This window comes from Saccharothrix sp., assembly GCF_031180885.1.
GTDB lineage: Bacteria > Actinomycetota > Actinomycetes > Mycobacteriales > Pseudonocardiaceae > Actinosynnema.
Genome location: NZ_JAPSLK010000002.1, coordinates 426,146 through 441,358 on the forward strand (window position 1 = coordinate 426,146; position 15,213 = coordinate 441,358).

Genomic DNA, 15,213 nt, shown 5'->3' on the forward strand with positions numbered 1-15,213 from the left:
GTGAATACCGGCCGAAATAACGTTACCGGCGAGTACGTTACTGACCGGTGTCCGGCCGCACAAGCAGCCGAAAAGGCTTGTCACCGATGTGACAAATATGGTGGCACAGACCACTCACGCCCGCACAAAAACGAGTTCCGCCCTGGCGCTGGGCGGTTCGCCGGGCTACGAATGCGTCACCGAGGGCAGGAGTTGGGGGTGCTCGCATGGTCAAGTTGGTGCACTGCGTCCGGGTGCTGCACAGAGCCGGTCTGGTCGAACCGCTGCGGCCCGTTCGGGCGGTGCGGTCGCTGATCGAGGTGCGCGCCCACGGCCCGTTGCTCGGCTCGGTCCTGCGGGGCGCCCGGTACCAGCCCGACCACGTGGCGTTGATCGACGAGAAAGGCTCCCAGACCTATCGTGACTTGCACGAACGCTCAGCTGGGTTGGCCCGCGCGCTGCACGCCACGGGCATCCGCGCGCACCACGTGGTGGCCCTGCTGTGCCGCAACCACCGGGGCGCGGTGGAGGCGATGCTGGCGTGCGCCCGGATCGGGGCGCGGGCCTTGCTGTTGAACACCGGGTTCGCCGGGCCGCAACTGGCCGACGTGACGCGGCGCGAGCAGGTCGCCGCGCTGGTTCACGACGAGGACTTCGATCCGGTGGTCGCCGAGGTGCCGCCCGACGTGGCCCGGTTCCCCACCGGGGAGTTCGATGGGTTGGTTGCTTCGGCACCTGCGGTTGACCCTCCTCAGCCGCCCCGGCCCGGCCAGGTCGTGCTGCTGACCAGCGGCACCACCGGCACGCCGAAGGGCGCGCACCGGGAGGTCCGGTCGGCCTTCGCCGCGGTGGACTTCCTGGACCGGATTCCGCTGCGCGCCAGGGAGACGTCGCTGATCGCCGCGCCGGTGTTCCACGGCATCGGGTTCGCGCACCTGGTGCTCGCGTTGGGGTTGGGTTCGACGGTCGTGCTGCGGCGGCGGTTCGATGCGCGGGAGGCGGTGGAGTTGCTGGCGCGGCACCGTTGCACGGCGATCATGCTGGTTCCGACGATGTTGCGGCGGATTCTCGATCTGGGTCCGGTCGAGTTGGAATCGCATGACTTGTCGGCGCTGCGGGTGGTGCTCAGCTCCGGGTCTGATCTGCCGGCGCCGTTGGCGGAGGAGGCGACCAGGCGGTTCGGGGATGTCGTCTACGACCTGTACGGGTCGACCGAGGTGGCGGTGGCGACCGTGGCGACCCCGTCCGATTTGCGGGTTGCGCCTGGAACAGTCGGGTTGCCGCCGCGCACGTGTGTGGTCCGGCTTTACGACTTCGAGGGCCGGCGGGTGACGCGCGCGGGGGCGGTCGGGCGGGTGTTCGTCGGCAGCGGGCTGCGGTTCAGCGGCTACTCCGGGGGCGGCGGCAAGGACACCCTCGACGGGTTGGTGTCGACCGGCGACCTGGGGCACTTCGACGACGGCGGCCGGCTGTTCGTGGACGGGCGCGAGGACGACATGATCGTGTCGGGCGGGGAGAACGTGTACCCGTCGGAGGTGGAGAACCTGCTGGCCACGCACTACCAGGTGCGGGAGTCGGTGGTGCTGGGGGTGCCGGACGAGGAGTTCGGGCAGCGGTTGCGGGCGTACGTGGTGCCGGTGCCGGGGGCGCGGGTGGACCCGGAGGCTTTGAAGGTTTTTGTCAGGGATCGGTTGGCGCGGCACAAGGTGCCCCGGGAGGTGGTCCTGCTCCAGGCTTTGCCGCGCAACGCGACCGGGAAGGTGCTGCGGCGGGAGTTGCGGTAGCGGGGTTCGGCGAGGTGGCCGCTCAGGGTCTCGGGTGCGGTCGGGCGAGCGCGTGATCTGGTCGGGGCGGTGCGGGGTCGGCGGCGCGGAGTCGGCGGCGCGGGGGCGGAAGCGCATCGGTGGGGTGGAGGTGGCGTCGGATGGGCGGGTGGGCGGAACGCCCAACGCGACATGCCTCGGCGGACACCCAACGTGCCACGCCCCGCGAGGCCTTTTTGTCATGGATCGCACAAACCGCACTCCCGATTTGTCACCGGGGTGCGCCTTGGTTGACCAGACCCAAGATCAAAAATACAGTGTTCGGAATCACACCTGAGGCGTTAGGTGGTGGGCGAAGCGCATGAACAGAACCGGAGAACTGCACGCCCCGGAATTACCGCTCATCGGCAACGTGGACCTGTGGGCGCAACTGCCGGCCGACCTCGCGCCGAAGTTCCGGGCCAACGCGGGGGCGGTGGCCACGGACATGGTGCGGGAAATCCAGTGCTCGATCGCCGAATACTCCCAGAAGTTGGAGGGGATGTTCGGCCAGGTGGTCGTCGAGGGCGTCGAGCAGGCGATCCACCAGTTCATCGACCGGATGGTCGACCCGACCGCGCAGCGCGAGGACCGCGCGAAGCTGTTCCGGCTGCTGGGCAAGCTGGAGGTCAGCGCGGGCCGCAGCCTGGACCTGCTGCAGACCGCCTACCGGATCGGGGCGCGGGTCGCGTGGCGGCGGATCTCGGAGTTCGGGCTGCGCGAACGGGTCCCGCTGGCCACCATGTGCCTCATCGCCGAGGCGATCTTCGCCTACATCGACGAACTCTCCCTGCGCTCGATGGAGGGCTACGCCGAGGCGCAGGCCCGGCACGCCGGCGCCGTGCAGCGGCGGCGCAAGCGGTTGCTTGACCTGATCCTCGGCGAACCCGGCTACCACCCCGGCGCGCTCGCCGACCTCGCCGACGCCGCGCACTGGCCGGTGCCGGAGAAGGTCGTCGTGGTGGCGCTGGAGAGACGCACCGACCAGCACCAGCTGCCGATCCCCTCCCTCCACGAGGACATCCTGATGGACCTCGAAGGCAGCGAACCGTGCCTGCTGCTGACCGACCCCGAACGCCAGCTGGTCGCCCTGGAGCACAAGCTCGGCGGGTGGCGCGCGGCCGTGGGACCGTTGGTGCCGTTGGCCAAGGCGCGCCAGTCGCTGCGGTGGGCGCGGCGGACGGTCACGCTGATCCAGTCCGGGCTGATCGTCGACAAGCCGATGGTCGACACCACCGAGCACCTGTCGACGCTCCTCCTGCTCGGCGACGAGGAACTGCTCCGCGAGCTGGTCCGGCGGACGCTCGCGCCGCTCGACGGGCTGACGCCCAAGCAGCAGCAGCGGATGCGGGAAACCATGACCGCCTGGATCCAGACCCGGGGCAGCGCGCCGGAGGTGGCGTCGTCGCTGGCGGTGCACCCGCAGACGGTGCGCTACCGGTTGCGCCAACTGGAAGAGCTGTTCGGGGACCGCCTGCACGACCCGGACGCGTTGTTCGACATGGGCATCGCACTCAGGGCCCTGCGCCTGCTCGACTCCCGACGACCAACCCAGCCGAGATCGGCCTAGAGCTGCGCGGTCAGGGTCATGTCCAGCTTGTTGTCCGGTCCGGAGATCAGGCCGGTGAACAGCGGGTCGAGCCGCTCCGCGCCCTGGCAGTTCGCGAACCTGGGGATGGTGAAGGTCGCCTTCATCGGGATCTTCGCCAGGTCGAACGGCCCCTCCAGGTCGATCGACGCGGGCACCTCGGTCTTGCAGTCCGGGCCGACGTCGAGGAACTGGCCGTTGACGTGGACCTCGCTCAATTTGATGTACACCTGCGAGGTGGCTTTGATGTGACCGGCCGAGATCTTGCCGACGACCGGCGCGGAAGGGATCAGGTCCACCCGCGCGGTGTTCGGCACGAAACCGAACACGATGAAGTAGCCGTTGCTCGGGGGCAGCGTCAGATCGCCTTTCAGGTCGCCGGTGACCAGGTCGATCTCGGTGTCGAGGTTGCCCGGCCCGATCACCAGGTCGGACTGGAGCTTCGCGACCCGGTTGACCCCGTCGACCTTGTACTTCAGCTTCAGGCCGGCCGCCGGCACGGGCGGCTTGACCTGCGCGTACCGCACGACGTGGCCGCGCGGGAGGAGGGCGAGCACGAGCACCGCCACGACCGCGACGACCAGTGCGACCCTCACCTGCGTGATCCGTTCCGGCGCATTCTTGGAAACTACTTCCCGACACCTGCCGGGACAACTGTTACCCGGTGTTTTATCACCCGCGTGACAAAATCCGGGACAGGTTTTGTCGCGAGCCTGACAACACGTGCGAACACCCCGAAAATACTTGCCGAATACTGTTCCGCAGCGCTAGTTTACTGACCAGTAGCCGCGATTCGGCTGCCGCGATCGCGTCCTTCAACCAGTTGTCTCGACGAGGAGACGCACATGACCGGTTCCAGGAGGAGGTTCGTCGGCGGGCTCGCGGTCGGCGCGGTGGTGCTCGGCTCGGTGGCCTTCGCGGGCGCCGGGGTCGGCGCGGCGGCGACGGCCTCGCTCACCCTGGTCTACAGCTGCCCGTTCCCGCTGATCGGCACGCAGGACATGAGCGTGAAGATCGTCGTGGAGGACCTGCCCGACTCGGCCGTCGTCGGGCAGCCGATCCCGGCGGCGAAGGTGACGGCGACCGCGACCGTGCCGCCCAACGCCACGCAGGGCCTGGCCCTGGTCGGGGCGGCCACCGTGGAGGGCACCGCCAAGGCGAAGACCAAGGTGGACAACGCCGGCACGGTGCTGGACATCGTGCCCGACCTGACCGTGGCCAAGACACCCGTGCCACCGTCCGGCGCGTTCGACACGGTCGCGACCGGCGGCACCCCCTCGGTGTCGTTCACCAACGCCGGCCGCACGACCATCTCGATCGGCGACTTCAGCACCACCCTGACCCCGCGCAAGGCCGACGGGACGGAGACCGGCCTGGGCACGTTCACCTCGGACTGCACGCTCAAGCCCGGCCAGCAGACCCTGCTCCACGAGTTCACCGTCGCCCCCGGCACGACGACCACCACGACCACAACCACAACCACCACGACAACAACAACGACGACCCAACCCACCACGCCGACGACCAGCGCTCCGCCCAACGACCCGCTGCGGATCGACTACGGCGTCACGGGCGTCAGCGGCATCAAGAAGCTCGGCTCGGACCTCAAGCTCGGACCGGGCACCCTGAAGACCGAGGTCGACCTGCTCGGCGGCAAGTTCGCCGGCGACCTGGCCCTGCCCGACGCACCCGGCGAGTTCAAGCTCTTCGGGTTCATGCCGACCAAGGCCACCGTGCGCCTGATCCCGCAGGGACGGACCGTCGGCACCATCGCGGCGGGCGCGGTGACCGCCAACGCGAAGGTGACCGTCAAGCTCACCGACGTGCGGGTGCTGGGCATCCAGGTGGTCCGGCCGACCGACGCGTGCCACACGGTCACGCCCACCTCGATCGACCTGGTCTCCCAGCCCGGCTTCGACCCGCTCGCGGGCGGCAAGCTCGCCGGCACGTACGCCATCGACAAGTTCGAGCGGTGCGGCCTGGTGACCGCGATCGTCAACGGCACCATTCCCGGGCCGGGCAACACGCTCGACCTGACCATCGCCAAGAAGTAATTCCTGCTCACTGACGAAAAGCCCTTCCGGAAGACCCGGAAGGGCTTTTCGTCAACGATTCACGGGGTCGGGAGGCTGGTCAGCTGGTCGGGCGACGGCGGGGTGATGGTGACCGGCTTGCCCCAATCGCGGAACACCGCCGTGGTGGTCACCGGCTCGCCGTCCGGGACCGGCGTGCGCAGCTCGGTCTTCACCGGCAGGTCCGCGTCGTCCACCCACAGCTTGAGCACCGACGCCTGCCCGTTCACCGTCACGTGGGCGGTGTACCGGACGGTCTGCCGGCCGTCCACCGCCTCCTCCGCCTTCTCCACCAGCCGCGCGCCCTCGGGCAGCGCCTTGCGGATGTCGGCGGAGTCCCGGATGTGCACGGCCACGTCCGCCATCGCCTGCCCCAGCGGGTTGCGCGTGTCCGCCGGGTCGAGCTTCAGCCACGGCTTGTCCGGCTGCGGCGCCTGGCCGTCGGGGATGCGCACGAAGATCCCGTCCGGCACCATCACGTAGGCGACCTTCTCGGCGTCCGCGACCGAGATCTCGCACGCGGCCGAGTAGTCCGCGGTCCGCAGCCCGCAGCTGCCCTTGCCGTTGGTCGCCAGGTCCAGGTCGACGGTCACCGACTGCTTGCCCTCCGCCGCCACCCGGTTGGCCTCGGCCAACGCCTGCGGGCTGTCGAAGGTCCGCATCCCCGACGAGGACGACCCGCCGGAGCAGGCGGACAGGGACGCGGCGGCCAGGGCGGCCAGGACGACGCGGTGGGCGCGCATGCTTCTCCCCGGAAATCTCGAGCGGAAATCGCCGACCGGGTCACTGTAACCACCGGGAGAACAATTCGGATCAGCCCGCGCACAGCTCCGAACGAATGCGCAAACCCACCGCACCGGAATTGTCAACCCGGTGACAAAGCTACGGCTTGCGCACCGAGTCCAGCAGGTTGCGCGCCACCACCCGCAGCTTGGTGTTGCTGGTCTGCGACTCGGCGACCAGCGTCGCGAACGCCTCGTCCGCGCTCACCCCGTGCGCCGCCATCAGCACGCCCTTGGCCTGGTCGATCTCGGCCCGCGACTCCAGCGCCCGCTCCAGGCTCTTGACCAGCTCCCGCGACCGCTCGTAGCGCCGGAAGCCGGTGATGGCGGTGGACGCGGCGGTGGTGAACAGCCGCAGCAGGGCCTCGTCGAACGGGTCGAAGGCGCGCGACTCGGAGCTGTAGAGGTTGAGCGCGCCCAGCACCGCGCCGTCCACCATCAGCGGCGCGGACAGGTACGCCTTCACGCCCGCCCGTTCGGCCGCCGCGGCGAACTCGGGCCACTTCTCGCGCGCCTCGGCCACGCCCACCCGCACCGGCCGCTCGATCCGCGAAGCCTCCAGGCACGGGCCGTTGCCGGCGGCGTACTGGTCGGCGTCGATCGCCAGCACCTTCTCGTCGGTGGCCGCGGCCGTCTGCGCGCCCTCCGGGCCGACGACGGTGACCGACACGTTCTCCGCGTCGGAGATGACCCGGGAGGCCGACTCCACCAGCTGCTGGAGCACCTCGCCCAGCGGCTGCTCGTCGGCCAGCACGGCCGCGAGGTGCTCGAACGCCTCGCTGGCCTCGTCCAGCTGCGAGGCCGGCGCTCTGTCTTCGATGCTCACCAGCACTGTTTACACCCCACAAGCCATAATCGCCGCTACCGAAGGGGGTGGTCGTGGTGCGCGTGCTGCTGGTCGAGGACGACGACGGCGTCGCCGACGCGTTGGTGGAGGCGCTGGAGGCCAACGGCCACCACCCGCGGCGGGTCCGGCGCGGCTCGGACGCGTTGACCGCGCACCGGGACTTCGACCTGCTCCTGCTGGACCTGGGCCTGCCCGACACCGACGGGCTGGAGGTGCTGCGCAAGATCCGCAAGGTGGCGCAGACCCCGGTGCTGGTGCTGACCGCGCGCGGCGACGAGCGGTCCATCGTGCGCGGGCTGCGCCTGGGCGCGGACGACTACCTGGTGAAACCGGTGCGGCTGGGTGAGCTGCTGGCCCGGATGGACGCGGTGGCGCGGCGCAGCGTCCGGGTGGGGCCGGCGGACCGGCTGGTGCGGGTCGGGGACGTGTCGATCGACCTGGAGGGCCGGCGGGTCGTGGTCGGGTCGGCGGAGGTGCCGCTGACCACCAAGGAGTTCGACGTGCTGGCGGCGCTGGCGCGGCGGGCGGGCACGGCGGTGAGCCGGCAGCAGCTCATGGACGAGGTGTGGGGCGACGCGTACCTGGCGGTGTCGCGGTCGCTGGACGTCCACCTGGCGGGGCTGCGCGCGAAGCTCGACCGGCCGGGCCTGCTCACCACCATCCGCGGGTTCGGCTACCGGCTGGCCTCCGGGGACGGGGACTAGATGCGCCGCCGACTGCTGCTGGTGCTGCTGCTGTTCTCCGCCGCCGCCGTGACCGCGTTCGCGGTGCCGCTGCTGTCGGCGACCGCGACCGAGCGGACCCAGCGGTTCCTGATCAGCCGGACCGCCGACCTGGACCGGTTCGCGGCGCTGGCGCAGCAGGCGGAGACCTCCGGCGACAACGCGGCCCTGGTCGACGAGGTCACCGCGTACGTGGCCCTGTACGGGGAGCCGGTCGTGGTGGTGGACGCCCGCCGGCAGCCGGTGGCGCAGGCCGGGCTGACCGCCGACGACCCGGCGCTGGCCGACGTGCTGGACGCGGCGCTGCGCAACCAGCCCGCGCCGGCCGTGCCGACGATCAAGCCGTGGTCGACGGGGACGGTGGTGTTCGCGCGGCCGGTCGGGACGGGGACCCGGGTGGCGGGCGCGGTGGTGCTGCGGGCGTCGCTGGACCGGGCCGCCGGGGACGTGATGTCGCGGTGGCTGATGGTGCTGGCGGGCGCGTTGGCGGCGGCGGTGGGGTCGGTGCTGCTGGTGCTGGCGCTGGCGCGGTGGCTGCTCAAACCGTTGGCGGACCTCGCGGTGGGCGTGCGGGCGGTGGCGGCGGGCGAGCGGCGGGCGCACGTGCCCGAGCGCAGCGGTCCGCCCGAGGTGCGGGAGCTGTCGGAGTCGTTCAACCGGATGTCCGACGCGGTGACCGAGGCGGCGGACCAGCAGCGGCGGCTCATCGCGGACGCCTCGCACCAGTTGCGCAACCCGATGGCGGCGCTGCGGTTGCGCATGGACACGTTGAGCGGTCAGGTGAAGCCGGAGGGGCGGCGGGTCTACCAGGCCGGGGTGGCGGAGTTCGAGCGGCTGGAGTCGCTGCTGGACGGCTTGCTGGCGTTGGCGTCCGCGGAGAGCACGGCCACCGAGGTCGCCGCCGGCGGACGCGAACCGGAGCTGGCCGACCTGGGCGTGGTCGTGGCCGACCGCGCAGACTTCTGGCAAGTGCCCGTCCCACCCGCCCCGCAGGTCCCGATCCTGGTCCGGTGCCCCGAATCCGACCTGGCCCAAGTGCTGGACGTGTTGCTGGACAACGGGCTCAAGTACGGCGGCACGGTCCGGGTGACCCTGGGCGCGGACCGTGCGGCGGGCGTCGGCTGGCTCCAGGTCACCGACGACGGCCCCGGGATGACCGCCGAGGAGCTTTCCCTTGCCACGGAACGCTTCTGGCGCGGCCGGACGGACCAGCCCGGCACCGGCCTGGGCCTGGCCATCGCCGACCGCCTGGTCCGCGCACGCGGCGGCACCCTCGAACTGTCCACTGCGGACGGCTTGGTGGCCCGGGTCGTCCTCCCCCTGGAGCCGACCCTGTGAACCGCCGCCTGTTCCTCCTCGCACTGCTGGCCGCCGGCTGCACCTCCGGCTCCTCGGCCGCCGGACTGCGCATCGCCGCCGGCGAGAAGGGCGGCCTGTACTACGACTTCGCCACCCTGCTCGCGGCCCAACTGCCGGCCGAGGTCGTGGAAACCCAGGGCAGCCTGTCGAACCTGGAACTGCTCCGCGACGGCCGCGCCCAGATCGCCCTGGCCCTCGCCGACTCGGCCCGCACCGCCGACCCCGCGCTCGAACTGCGCGCCCTGGGCCGGGTGTACGAGAACTACCTCCAGTTGGTCGTGCGCCAGGACGACCCGGCCCAAAGCGTCATGGACCTCGCCGGACGCCGCGTGTCCCTGGGTGCGGCCGGGTCGGGCGCTTCCCTGTCCGGCGAACGGATGCTGGCCACCACCGGCTTGGACCGGTCGGTGCACGTGGAGCACCTGCGGCTGGCCGAGGCGGCGCAAGCGTTGGTGGAGGGCAGGATCGACGCCCTCCTGTGGTCCGGTGGCGTGCCGACACCCACCCTGGCCAGGCTGTCGAACATCCGCCTGCTGCCCCTGGCGGGTCTGCTCGGCGGTCTGCGGGCGGCGCACGGGTCGGTGTACGAGCAGGTCCCCGTGCCGGTCGGGGTGTACGGGGCGGTGCGCGAGGTGCCCACCATCGGGGTGGCGAACCTGTTGGTGTGCCGGGCTTCCCTGCCCGACGACCTGGGCGCCGAGGTGACCCGGACCCTGGTGTCCCGGGCCGCGGCCCTGGTGCCCGAGCAGGCGCTGGGCACCCAGTTCCTCGACGTCCGCAGCCTCATCGGCACCGCGGGGCTACCGCTGCACCCCGGTGCCGCCGAGACGTACCGGGACCTGCACGGTTAGCAGTTGCCGGTGTAGGCGTGCCGGAGCCAGGCGAGGGTCTCGTCGTCGATGTCGTCGGCGCTGGAGATCGCGATCCGGACGGTGATGGTGTCGTTCCCGAGGGAGGTGGCCCCTTCCAGCCGCCCTTCGGGTTGGTGGCCGGCGAGCCGGAGGCCGAGGTCGACGCGGGTGCGGGTGGAGGCTTTGACGATGGCGAAGGTGCGGCGGGGCGAGACGAGGGCGACGTAGGTCTTGCGGGCTTGGACGTGCATCGGGCCGAGGAGGGCGGCTTCGGCGAGCAGTCGGTCGAGGATGGGGCGCAGTTCGGGCCGGTCGGCGTACTGGCGGTCGACCAGTTCGTCGGAGGAGGCGGCCATGAAGTCGGGGTAGCCGAAGCGCTCCATGACCAGCAGCATCTGCGCGTACCCGGTGACCTGGCGGTCCCGCAACCAGTCGCGCAGCTCAAGCTCGGTGGCGGCCCCCGACTCCAGGACCCGCCGGTTCCACTCGGGAACCCCTTCGCCGGTGGTGCGCAGCAACAGGTCCGCGGACCAGTCGACCATCTCGCGCCAGTTCTTCACCTGCACCATGCCCTCATCCTGCCGCCAACCCCGCCCGCTCGCGATACGACGGATACGTGGGCTTGGTCGGTGGAGGGGGTGGAGGGCGGGTGGAGGGGGTGGCAGACGGGGCGGGCTCGCCGGCGGACGCGGCGGGCCGGCCGGCGGACGGCGAGTGGGCGGCCGGACGGACGGGCCAAGCCAGCAGGCCTGGCCGGCCCGGCTGGCCTGGCCAGGCCGGCTGGCCGGGTGGGCCGGCTGGCCGGGTGGGCCGGCTGGCCGGGTGGGCCGGGTGGGCGCACGGGCCAGCGGGGCAGGCCGGGCTGGCGGGACGGGGCGGGCTGGCGGGACGGGGCGGGCTGGCGGGACCGGGCGGGCTGGCGGGATGGGCGAGTGGCTGGCGGGCGAGTGGCTGGCGGACGCGGTGGACGAGGCCGCCGACAAAACCCAGGCGCGGCTGCCCGGCGCGCGGCCTAGCCGGGCGTGGCCTCCGGCCCCCGCTTCGATCATCGCACGGGGTACCGACAATTCCCTTCGTAGGCCGCACGCAAGCACATCCGCACGGCCTGCCGTCATCCCGACACGGCCTGCGACATCCCGACACGCGCTGCCGACATCCCGACATCCCGACACGCCCTGCCGAGCGCCGACACACCGACAAGACCTGCCGAGCGCCGAAGGCGCCGCCATGCTCGGGCTCGGGCTGCACAGCCCAAGGAAGGGCTTCGGTCTCCCCCCGTACGGCCTGGGCGCAGCCCAACCGCGCTTTGGTCTTCTCCGCAACCAGCTTTTCCGGTTGCGGAGAAGACCAAAGGGTGGTTGCCTCCGGCAGGTCGTGCGGGGGGAGGCCGCAGCCCTTCCGCCCCCGGGGGCCTCCAGGCCCGCTTTTGATCTTGAGAGCGCGAAGCGCGTCCAGCTTGAGAGCGCGTCAGCGCGTCAGTCCTGAGAGCGTCAGCGCGTCCTGAGAGCGTCAGCGCGTCAGTCCTGAGAGCGCGAAGCGCATCCCAAGAAGCGAAGCGCAAATCAAGGCAAACGTTGGCCCAAAAGCAGAGCGCCGGCGACAGCGACCAAAGCGGCCAAAGTGCCAAAGACGACCCAAGGACGACTCGCGTCCGCCTGCTTCTTCTCGTACCCGATCTGCTCACCCAACGTGTCGTACACCCGCCGCAACTCCTCGGCGCTGGCCGCCTTGAAGAACTCGCCCCCCGACAGCTTCGCGATCTCCTTCATCGAGTCGTCGTCCACCGGCACCTCCTGCCGGCGACCCTCGATCTCGACCACTCCATCCTCGGTGCCAAAGGAGATCGTGGAGATCGGAACGCCCGCCTTCTTGGCGTCCTCAGCCGCATCAAAAGCCCGCCGGGTACCGACCGTCTCCTTGCCGTCGGTCATCAGCACGATGCGAGCCGGCGGCGGACCGTCCGCGCCGCCCACCACCTTGCCGAACGAGTCGATCGCCGCCAACGCCGCCACGATCGCATCACCCGTCGCCGTGGCCTGGGCAAGCTTCAGACCGTCGATGCCCTGCGTCACCGCACCCCGGTCCGTCGTCGGCGCGACCAGCACCGTCGCACTCCCCGCAAAAGAGATCAGCCCCAGGTTGATCCCCGGCGTCAACCCCTCCGCGAACGACTTGGCCGCGACCTGCGCCGCCTCCAACCGCGACGGCTGCACGTCCGTCGCCTTCATGGACAGCGACGTGTCGATCACCAACATCACCGTCGCCCGGTTCCGCGGCACCTTCTGCTCCGCGGTCGGCCCGGCCAACGCGACAGTCAGCAAGATGAACGCCACCAACAACACCGCGGCGGGCGCGTGACGCCACCAACTCGGCCGCTTCGGGGCAACCTTCTCCAGCATCGACAGGTTCGCGAAGCGCAGCATCCGCTTGCGCATCACCCGCTGGATCACCACGTACAGCGCCGCCACGCCCGCCACCGCGATCAGCAGCAGGAACCACCACGGCGCGGTGAAACCCGAGAAGCTCATCAGGCCACCCCTCCCGACCAGCGGCGCTTGCGGGCCACCACGAACCGGACCGTGTCGGCGATCCAGTCCGAGTCCGTCCGCAGCACCAGGTGCCCGGCACCGGCCTGCCGCAACCCGGCCGCCACCGCCGCGCGATGTTCCGCCGCCGCCGCCGCGAACTCCCGGCGCAGCAACGGCGACGCCACGACCTCGCGCTGCCGACCGGTCTCCGGGTCGGCCAACACCACGGTCCCGACCTCCGGCAAGTCGATGTCACGCGGATCCACGACCTCGATGGCCACCAGGTCGTGCCGCGCCGACAAAGCGCGCAGCGGACGCTGCCACTCCATGCCACCCAGGAAGTCGGAGATCACCACGACCAACCCACGCCGACGCGGCGGCCGGCGCAGTTGCTCGACCAACTCCGCCAACGAACCCCGCGTGCCCTCCGGCGCACGAGGCGTCTCGGCCACCTTCCGGATCAGGCCACGCGCGTGCGCCAACCCACCCCGGGCAGGCACGCGAACCATCTTCTCGCCCGTCGACACCAGGGCACCGATCCGGTTGCCGCCACCCCTGGTCAAATGAGCCACAGCCGCCGTAGCAGCCACGACCAGGTCGCGCTTCTCGCACACCGCCGTGCCGAAGTCCAGCGACGGGGACAGGTCGATCGCGACCCACGTCTCCAGCTCGCGATCCGCCACCGTCTCCCGGATGTGCGGCACGGTGGTGCGCGCGGTGACCGCCCAGTCCATCCGGCGCACGTCGTCACCGGGCTGGTAGGGCCGGGCCTCGCCGGGTTCGGAACCGGGTCCGGGCACCAGGCCCAGGTGGTTGCCCTGGAGCAGGCCGTCCAGCCGGCGCCGGACCTCCAGCTCCAACGTGCGCAGCGCGGCCTCCATGCGACCGCCGTGCAGGACCGGCGGCGCCCAGGACGGCCGCGCGGACGTCTCCTCGGAGGTCACGGCCTACCCGCGGGCTGCGGCGCCTGAGGACGGGCGGAGACCTGCGGCAGCGGCACGGTCTGGAGCACCCGCGTGATGATGTGGTCCAGCGGGACGCCGTCGGCCAGCGCGTCGTAGGACAGCACGAGCCGGTGCCGCAGCACGTCCGGCACGACGTCCACGATGTCCTGGGGCAGGACGTAGTCCCGACCCCGGACCAGCGCCAGGGCACGCGCGGCGGCGATGATGCCCAGCGAGGCGCGCGGCGAGGCGCCGTAGGCGACCCAGCCGGCGACGTCGGTGAGCTGGTGCTCCTTGGGCGCGCGGGTCGCGATGACCAGCCGCACCACGTAGTCGACCAGCGCGTGGTGCACGAACACCTTGGACGCCACGCCCTGCAGGCGGACCAGTTCCTCGGGGCTGAGCACCTGGTGCGGGACGGGCGGCTCGACGCCCATCCGGTAGACGATCTCCCGCTCCTCCTCCGCGGTCGGGTACTCGACCTGGATCTTGAACAGGAAGCGGTCGCGCTGCGCCTCGGGCAGCGGGTAGACGCCCTCGTTCTCGATGGGGTTCTGGGTGGCCAGCACCAGGAACGGGTTGGGCATGGGGAAGGTCCTGCCGCCGATGGACACGTGCCGCTCGGCCATGACCTCCAGCATCGCGCTCTGCACCTTGGCGGGCGCGCGGTTGATCTCGTCGGCGAGGACGAAGTTGGCCACCACCGGGCCGAGTTCGACGTCGAAGCTCTCGCTGCCCTGCCGGTAGATGCGGGTGCCGAGGATGTCGGCGGGCACCAGGTCCGGGGTGAACTGGACGCGCGAGAACGAGCCGCCGACGACGTTCGCGAACGTCTCCACGGCCAGGGTCTTCGCCACGCCGGGCACGCCTTCGAGCAGCAGGTGGCCCTTGGCCAGCAGGCCGACGAGCATGCGCTCGACGAGCCGGTCCTGGCCGACGATCACCCGCTTGACCTCGAACACGGTGCGTTCGAGCAACTGGGCGTCACGAGCCGGCGTGTTGGGCGCCTCGGCGGCGGGCTCGGACAACGGTCCTCCTCGACGGGGTTGTGCGACGGTGCCCAAGTCTTCCCTGTCGGCGGTGTGGCGCTTGTGAAGGGGTCCTAACGCCCGAGATCACCCGGCGTGTCCACATCACTGGTCTCTTCGGGTGAACCCTCGACCCGGACGGGTAGAAGTGCGGCGACCACGGACCGCATGGACCGGTTCCGCGGGTCCTCGGGCAGCGCCGCGCGCAGGTCGGCCGTGCGCCACACCCCGGTCAGCCACTGCTCGCGGCCTTCGGCGTCGACCAGGACGGCGGAACCTCCCCCGGCCAGCAGCCGGGCCACGGTGGCGGCGGTGACCCTCGGTTGGTCCACGGCCAGCACCACCACCCGGGGCGCGCTGACCTGGGCGAGCCCGGCGGCCAGCCCCGCGACCGGTCCCCCGCCCGGCGGTTCCTCACGGGTCCACACGACGCCGGCCACGGGTTTCTCGGGCCCCACGACCACGATCCGGCGCGCACCGCGCACCGCGTCCAGGGCGTGGTCGAGCAGGGTGCGCCCGCCGACCTCGACCGCCGCCTTGTCCACCCCGCCGAGCCGGCTGCCGCGCCCACCGGCGAGCACCACGGCGTCCCACGCGTCGTCCACACCGGGGATCATCACACCCCGAGCCGGGTGCCGTCGGGAACGCGCGTTCCCGACGGCACCCGGCTCGGGGTGTGATGATCCCCGGTGTGGACGACGCGTGGGACGC

Annotated in this window: 14 protein-coding genes; 6 read left to right on the top strand and 8 right to left on the bottom strand. The window is 71.4% G+C overall.

Features of this window, described 5'->3' with window-relative positions; genetic code table 11:
• The first annotated feature begins 206 nt into the window (after positions 1-206).
• Together RIN75_RS06040 and RIN75_RS06045 are read left to right on the top strand one after the other, a co-directional pair.
• A complete protein-coding gene (locus RIN75_RS06040; RefSeq protein WP_309110768.1) occupies positions 207-1,763 on the top strand; it encodes an AMP-binding protein in 1,557 nt (518 codons plus the stop codon).
• A gap of 340 nt (positions 1,764-2,103) precedes the next feature.
• Complete coding sequence (locus RIN75_RS06045) at positions 2,104-3,351, top strand: helix-turn-helix domain-containing protein (protein ID WP_309110769.1); 1,248 nt, start codon at positions 2,104-2,106, stop codon at positions 3,349-3,351.
• Here RIN75_RS06045 and RIN75_RS06050 read toward each other — a convergent pair.
• The gene (locus RIN75_RS06050; RefSeq protein ID WP_309110770.1) at positions 3,348-3,965 is read right to left on the bottom strand and encodes a hypothetical protein; all 618 of its coding nucleotides are present in this window, start codon (positions 3,963-3,965) and stop codon (positions 3,348-3,350) included. The genes RIN75_RS06045 and RIN75_RS06050 overlap by 4 nt on opposite strands.
• Positions 3,966-4,214: 249 nt before the next feature.
• On the opposite strand from RIN75_RS06050, the gene RIN75_RS06055 reads away from it, so the two are divergent.
• A complete protein-coding gene (locus RIN75_RS06055) occupies positions 4,215-5,423 on the top strand; it encodes a DUF6801 domain-containing protein (protein WP_309110771.1) in 1,209 nt (402 codons plus the stop codon).
• Between the two features lie 59 nt (positions 5,424-5,482).
• Here the strand turns inward: RIN75_RS06055 and RIN75_RS06060 are convergent, their stop codons facing one another.
• A complete protein-coding gene (locus RIN75_RS06060; protein ID WP_309110772.1) occupies positions 5,483-6,184 on the bottom strand; it encodes a hypothetical protein in 702 nt (233 codons plus the stop codon).
• Between the two features lie 139 nt (positions 6,185-6,323).
• Positions 6,324-7,049 carry a GAF and ANTAR domain-containing protein gene (locus RIN75_RS06065; RefSeq protein WP_309110773.1) on the bottom strand — a complete coding sequence of 242 codons (726 nt, stop codon included), beginning with the start codon at positions 7,047-7,049 and terminating at the stop codon, positions 6,324-6,326.
• A gap of 56 nt (positions 7,050-7,105) precedes the next feature.
• Between RIN75_RS06065 and RIN75_RS06070 the strand changes: the two genes are divergently transcribed.
• Genes RIN75_RS06070 through RIN75_RS06080 form a run of 3 tightly spaced genes read left to right on the top strand, consistent with a single transcriptional unit; the run spans position 7,106 to position 10,002 of the window.
• Entirely contained in the window at positions 7,106-7,774 is a 669-nt protein-coding gene (locus RIN75_RS06070) for a response regulator transcription factor (RefSeq protein ID WP_309110828.1), read from the top strand.
• Positions 7,775-9,130: a HAMP domain-containing sensor histidine kinase gene (locus RIN75_RS06075; RefSeq protein ID WP_309110774.1), complete on the top strand. Its 1,356-nt coding sequence runs from the start codon at positions 7,775-7,777 to the stop codon at positions 9,128-9,130.
• On the top strand, positions 9,127-10,002 hold the full coding sequence (locus RIN75_RS06080) for a TAXI family TRAP transporter solute-binding subunit (protein WP_309110775.1): 876 nt from the start codon (positions 9,127-9,129) through the stop codon (positions 10,000-10,002). Before RIN75_RS06075 ends, RIN75_RS06080 begins: the two co-directional genes overlap by 4 nt.
• Here the strand turns inward: RIN75_RS06080 and RIN75_RS06085 are convergent.
• The 5 genes from RIN75_RS06085 to RIN75_RS06105 all read right to left on the bottom strand — a co-directional run bounded on the left by RIN75_RS06085 (position 9,999) and on the right by RIN75_RS06105 (position 15,119).
• Complete coding sequence (locus tag RIN75_RS06085) at positions 9,999-10,571, bottom strand: DUF5655 domain-containing protein (RefSeq protein ID WP_309110776.1); 573 nt, start codon at positions 10,569-10,571, stop codon at positions 9,999-10,001. The genes RIN75_RS06080 and RIN75_RS06085 overlap by 4 nt on opposite strands.
• Before the next feature lie 993 nt (positions 10,572-11,564).
• Positions 11,565-12,530 (bottom strand): VWA domain-containing protein, encoded by a 966-nt coding sequence (locus tag RIN75_RS06090; RefSeq protein WP_309110777.1) that lies wholly within the window; start codon positions 12,528-12,530, stop codon positions 11,565-11,567.
• Positions 12,530-13,411 (bottom strand): DUF58 domain-containing protein, encoded by an 882-nt coding sequence (locus RIN75_RS06095; RefSeq protein ID WP_309110829.1) that lies wholly within the window; start codon positions 13,409-13,411, stop codon positions 12,530-12,532. Before RIN75_RS06095 ends, RIN75_RS06090 begins: the two co-directional genes overlap by 1 nt.
• A gap of 59 nt (positions 13,412-13,470) precedes the next feature.
• Entirely contained in the window at positions 13,471-14,502 is a 1,032-nt protein-coding gene (locus RIN75_RS06100) for a MoxR family ATPase (protein WP_309110778.1), read from the bottom strand.
• A gap of 74 nt (positions 14,503-14,576) precedes the next feature.
• Positions 14,577-15,119, bottom strand: coding sequence for a molybdenum cofactor guanylyltransferase (locus RIN75_RS06105; RefSeq protein ID WP_309110779.1), 543 nt, complete (start codon positions 15,117-15,119; stop codon positions 14,577-14,579).
• Positions 15,120-15,213: the final 94 nt, after the last annotated feature.